This window comes from Acinetobacter psychrotolerans, assembly GCF_048552595.1.
Taxonomy (GTDB): Bacteria; Pseudomonadota; Gammaproteobacteria; order Pseudomonadales; family Moraxellaceae; genus Acinetobacter.
Genome location: NZ_JBIMDK010000038.1, coordinates 1 through 5,101, shown reverse-complemented (window position 1 = coordinate 5,101; position 5,101 = coordinate 1). Strand labels below are relative to the sequence as shown.

The following is a 5,101-nucleotide window of genomic DNA, read 5'->3' as shown; positions in this document are numbered from 1 at the left end:
ACGAGCCGAGCAAGCACTCCGCAAGGCATCTCAAAAACTAGGTAGAGGCGGAATGTCATTATGAGTAATCAAAATGATCTAGATGACCAGTTATATATTTTATTGGCATCCATGAAGGAATATAGAGAGGCCATAGCAGACGATAACAAGCGATTAGAGCAGTTTTACAACCATGTCGCTAGCGGAGTGCTAGACAAGGCTGAAAAATCGCTAGAAAACGCAAATAAGAAGCATACAGGCGCATTAAACAACAGTATTCAGGCATTAAACGAAGCTACACACAGGCTCAACTTAAAACTTATCATTATTTTTGCCAGCACGTTTGTTGCTGTGATGATGGTGTTCATTTTGGCTATCTTTTTATACATACCAAGCAAAGACGAAATTGATGAACGTAGAGCAGATATGGCTGTACTAAAAAAATATCCGCTACAAATTCGAGAAAGTGATGGTGAAACATTGGTGAGAATAATGAGGAAAAATTGCTACTCGTTTGAACCGAGTAGTGTCAAAGAAAAAACGTATGACTGGTGTCAGATCGACCCTAAAAAATACTAGTTGATCGGTACTTTGCTTGGTTTTTCTCATTACAAATCAAATTACAGCAAGCGCAAAATTGCCCGACTTTGAAACATGGCTTTAGCCATCTTTCAAAGCATCGAGCTGAAATTTCGCATAAGAGATTTTATGTTAAATAGGTTCGATTAAGCAGATCGTCTTCTAATTTTGAACATTGCTCATCATCAATGACTCCGGTAATACTTTGTAGCCACAACCCATCTGCTGCTAAACGAAGTAACTCTAAATCAGGATGACTATCCGTTTCTGCATGTTGAGATAATCTATTTTTTAGCCATTCCATCCAAATTTTATTAAAGGTAGGCTCTGTGATCATAGTCATTGATAACGCTGACCAAGCAGAAACCACCCCATCTATTTGATGGATAAAAGAACTATGAATATAAGCTCGTGTGAATTTACCATATTCTGTTTGATCGCGTTTAATCAAGTATTCAACTGTTTGATCTAAATCAAGAATTATTTGATTGAACATTTCTTCTATCAAATTTTTTTTATTCGGGAAATGGTGAAATACCCCCCCTTTTGTTATACCTACTGCTGTAGCAATATTTTGAATAGAAACACCAGAAATACCCTTTTGAGAAACAAGAATAGTTGCCTGTTCAAGGATGCGCTTTCGAATAACCTCTGGTTGCTTCTTTTGTTGCCGAATTTCTTTCACTTAATGACCTGCTGATTGCGAAAATAAATTAATAATTATTACGCCAGATACGATAAAACCAATTCCAATTAAAGCAGGATTATCTAGTGTCTGTTTAAAAACAAAGTAGCTAACTACAGCAGTTAGAACAATCCCAACACCAGCCCATATAGCGTATGCGATACCTAAAGGGATTGTTTTAATAACTTGTGATAATAAATAAAATGCCGTGCTAAAAAAAATAAAGACCATCACGCTTGGAAAAAGTTTTGTAAACCCTTCCGATTTAACTAAAAAACTACTTCCAATCACTTCGGAAACTATTGAAAATCCAAGTAATACATAAGCGAGTAACACACTGTTCATAAGTAATCATACCTAAAATACCCATCGGAAGGTATGTTAAATTTTCAAAAAAAAATTATCAATAATTATTTTAGATTTTCTAAAATTAACATAATACACCTTATACGAAATGCGTTATAATTATCTATAGAAATCAATGCTGTAGTTTCTAGTTGATAGCCCATCTTCCCCAAGGTGGGCTTTTTTTATGATTTTTCACGTTCCACGCTTATTATTTGATCAATGTTTCACGACTTTGGTTAGCTCCAGTAAATAATTAAAACCTAGATAATAAGAACCGAGCGAGTGTCTACGAGCGATTGAGCATCATCAAAATTTCGCCCTCGCCTTTTCTCTGATTACAAGCTCCCTTTCGATTTTAAACGGTAGGTACAGAGCATCCCGAATGGGTGCGAACTTTGGAGCTTTTGCTTTTCAAAAAGTATGAGCGAAGCGAATACATTACAAATGCTTTTGCTTTTAGATTTCACAACAGGATTAACTAAAAACTGCCCCACGAAGCGAGGAACGAGCTTCAATAGAGTACGAGCTTTAGCGAGTACATAGGGCAGTTTTAAGCACTCCCCTCTCGAAAGGCTTTTAATTATTTTTAAAGCTTTTAATGCTTTTAGACAGGTTGAAACCCTTGTGTAGTAAGTGTTACAGACTATATAAACGGACATTTGCTCTTGTATAAACGGACATTTGCTCTTGTATAAACGGACATTTGCTCTTGTATAAACGGACATTTGCTCTTAATTAAAAGACATTATAAATATTGACCTTAAAAAGATATTAGATTACATTGTCCTTTAATTAGATAATAATAAGTTCTTCTTATGAAAAATAGTTTAGTCGTGAAAGATAATGCTCTAATAAATGCCAGTTACAACCTAGAGCTAACGGAACAACGTTTGATCATGCTAGCTATCATTAATGCTAGAGAATCGGGACAAGGAATCACTGCGGATAGTAAACTGGAAATACATGCTAGTGACTACGCCAAGCTATTCAATGTATCTGCCGATGCGTCATATAAAGCTTTGAGAGAAGCTGTAAATAATCTGTTTAATCGTCAATTTAGTTATACAGCCGAATATAAAAAAACAGGCAAAGTCGGCATTGTTCGATCTCGCTGGGTAAGCCGTATATTTTATGTAGATGACCTAGCATTGTTAGAAATTACTTTTGCTCCTGATGTAGTGCCTTTAATCACACGATTGGAAGAACACTTTACAAAATATGAAGCTAAACAAGTTGCTCACCTAACCAGTAAATACGCCACTAGGCTTTATGAATTGCTGATTGCTTGGCGTGAAGTTGGAAAAGTTCCACAACTAGAACTTAGTGAGTTTAGAAACAGATTAGGTCTTGTTGATAGTGAATACACCGCCATGAGTGACTTTAAAAAGCGTGTGCTTGAACCATCAATTAAACAAATTAATGAGCATACTGATATTACTGTAACGTATGAACAGCATAAAAAAGGACGGATCATTTCAGGTTTTTCTTTCAAATTTAAGCAAAAACAACAGCCAAAAGTTGAAGCAAAAAGAGATCCAAACACGCCTGATTTTTTTATAAAAATGACCGATGCACAACGCCATTTATTTGCGAATAAAATGTCAGAAATGCCTGAAATGGGGAAATATTCACAAGGTACAGAAAGCTACCAACAATTTGCTATTCGTATCGCTGATATGCTTTTAGAGCCTGAAAAATTCAGAGAGCTTTATCCAATTTTAGAAAAATCAGGATTTCAGCCATGATTAAATTAAATAACCTATCAACCGATCTAAAGCATGTGACCGTTGAATACCTCGACATCGTAAATTATGAAATTGCGAGGGAAAATATATGCGGTTATATCTTCCTATTATCCCGACTATCCAAAAATGCCAAACCCACCGAAAAAATGCAGATGGAAAGCAAAATACAGGACTTAATTTACTATCGGGATCATTTGCAGATAGAGGACAAAGACAATATTCAAAAGGTTTTAAACACGCTCATTCCCGAGTATCAAGCCGAACAGAATAACCAAACAGCTAAGAAAAATTAGGCTTCAATGTCGGGCAAATCAAAAAGCTGTCGATCTCTATTTTCTGTTAAATATTCGTTGAGTTCAGCGAGTATTTTTTCTTTATTGGCTTCATTTGCCTGCATTTTCTTAATCAAGTAAGAACCGAGCAAAATTTTACGCCTAGTATCATCCTTGCGCTCCTGTTCTTTCTTTTTGGTACGTTCTCTTGCTTCAATAGCCTGTTTCTGTGCTTTTAACTGTTTCAGCTTCTCTAACTGGGCTTCAATTTTCTTTTCGATATTTTCAGCAGATTTAGTCATAACGGTTAATTTCGGAATATAGAAAACCACTCAAGCATAAGACCCTATGAATTGAAATTCAAGCGGGTAATATGCTATCGTGTTTTTCATGAAATGCGCACTTACGACTTGGATTTCATCCAAGTCAAAGTTTGCGTAAGGGGAATCCCCTTAACCCCAAAAGCAAAAGCACCCCAAGGCGACTGCATGGCAATTTATCATTGTTCCACTAAAACGGTGAACCGAAGTTCGGGGCGAACTGCGGTTGCATCATCTGCATATCGTGCAGGGGAAAAACTAGAAGATGAACGCACAGGACTGACCCATGACTTTACGAGAAAAGACGGTGTCGCCCATTCTGAAATTCTGTCTAATTTAGATATTGAAATTGACCGTGGTGAACTTTGGAACTTGGCAGAAAAAACCGAAAACCGTAAAGATGCCCGAACCGCTAGAGAATGGGTCATTGCCCTACCTGATGAATTAGACGCTGATCAACGTAAGGACTTGGCAAAAGACTTTGCCAGGTCCTTAGTTGATCGCTATGGAGTGATCGCAGATTTAGCCATCCATGAACCCAGCAAAGGCGGTAATGATAAGAATCATCACGCCCATATCATGCTTACCACCCGAAAAGCCGAATTGGACACGGACAATAAACTCACCCTGACCACCAAAACCGATATCGAACTCAGCAACGCCAAACGAAAAAGCCTTGGCATGGGGACAACCCAAGAAGATATTAAGCAAATTCGAGAAACTTGGGCAGACTTAGCCAATAAAGCATTGGAACGTGCAGGCTACCGAGAAAAAATAGACCATCGTAGCTATGCCGATCAGAACAACGGACTACAAGCCACCATCCATGAAGGCACCAAAGTCACACAATTACGCAGACAAGGCATAGACACTGAAATCAGCCGTTTTAATGACAACGTCAAACAGCAAAATAGCCAACAGCTTCACCAACAGAAACAGCAAAAAGAGAGCGTTTTACAGCGTGGTTTAAGCCGTGTCGATCAAGGTTTTGATCAATGGCAGAAGAACCAAGAAACCAAACGTCTAGAACTGGAACGCCAAGCGGAAATGAAGCGACAGCAAGAATTAGATAAACAACGAGCCGAGCAAGCACTCCGCAAGGCATCTCAAAAACTAGGTAGAGGCGGAATGTCATTATGAGTAATCAAAATGATCTAGATGACCAGTTATATA

Annotated in this window: 7 protein-coding genes; 4 read left to right on the top strand and 3 right to left on the bottom strand. The window is 37.8% G+C overall.

Translation table 11 applies throughout. The annotated features are described in order from the left end of the window. Positions 1-60 precede the first annotated feature (60 nt). Positions 61-558, top strand: coding sequence for a hypothetical protein (locus ACG94X_RS16730; RefSeq protein WP_004282248.1), 498 nt, complete (start codon positions 61-63; stop codon positions 556-558). Positions 559-685: 127 nt separating this feature from the next. On the opposite strand, the gene ACG94X_RS16725 is transcribed toward ACG94X_RS16730, so the two are convergent. Both ACG94X_RS16725 and ACG94X_RS16720 read right to left on the bottom strand, forming a co-directional pair. Beyond that, positions 686-1,243, bottom strand: a complete 558-nt coding sequence (locus ACG94X_RS16725; protein ID WP_016165572.1) for a TetR/AcrR family transcriptional regulator — start codon at positions 1,241-1,243, stop codon at positions 686-688. Further along, positions 1,244-1,588, bottom strand: a complete 345-nt coding sequence (locus ACG94X_RS16720; RefSeq protein ID WP_005199344.1) for an SMR family transporter — start codon at positions 1,586-1,588, stop codon at positions 1,244-1,246. Between the two features lie 818 nt (positions 1,589-2,406). On the opposite strand from ACG94X_RS16720, the gene repM reads away from it, so the two are divergent. Together repM and ACG94X_RS16710 are read left to right on the top strand one after the other, a co-directional pair. Further along, complete coding sequence (gene repM, locus ACG94X_RS16715) at positions 2,407-3,336, top strand: replication initiation protein RepM (protein ID WP_004871874.1); 930 nt, start codon at positions 2,407-2,409, stop codon at positions 3,334-3,336. Then, a complete protein-coding gene (locus tag ACG94X_RS16710; protein WP_005265043.1) occupies positions 3,333-3,629 on the top strand; it encodes a hypothetical protein in 297 nt (98 codons plus the stop codon). The genes repM and ACG94X_RS16710 overlap by 4 nt, the downstream gene beginning before the upstream one ends. On the opposite strand, the gene ACG94X_RS16705 is transcribed toward ACG94X_RS16710, so the two are convergent. Next, positions 3,626-3,910, bottom strand: a complete 285-nt coding sequence (locus ACG94X_RS16705; protein ID WP_004871868.1) for a DUF8583 domain-containing protein — start codon at positions 3,908-3,910, stop codon at positions 3,626-3,628. The two genes, ACG94X_RS16710 and ACG94X_RS16705, sit on opposite strands and share 4 nt — an antisense overlap. 186 nt (positions 3,911-4,096) lie before the next feature. Here ACG94X_RS16705 and mobQ point away from each other — a divergent pair, with 186 nt between their 5' ends. Then, positions 4,097-5,068, top strand: coding sequence for a MobQ family relaxase (gene mobQ, locus ACG94X_RS16700; RefSeq protein WP_005265044.1), 972 nt, complete (start codon positions 4,097-4,099; stop codon positions 5,066-5,068). Positions 5,069-5,101: the final 33 nt, after the last annotated feature.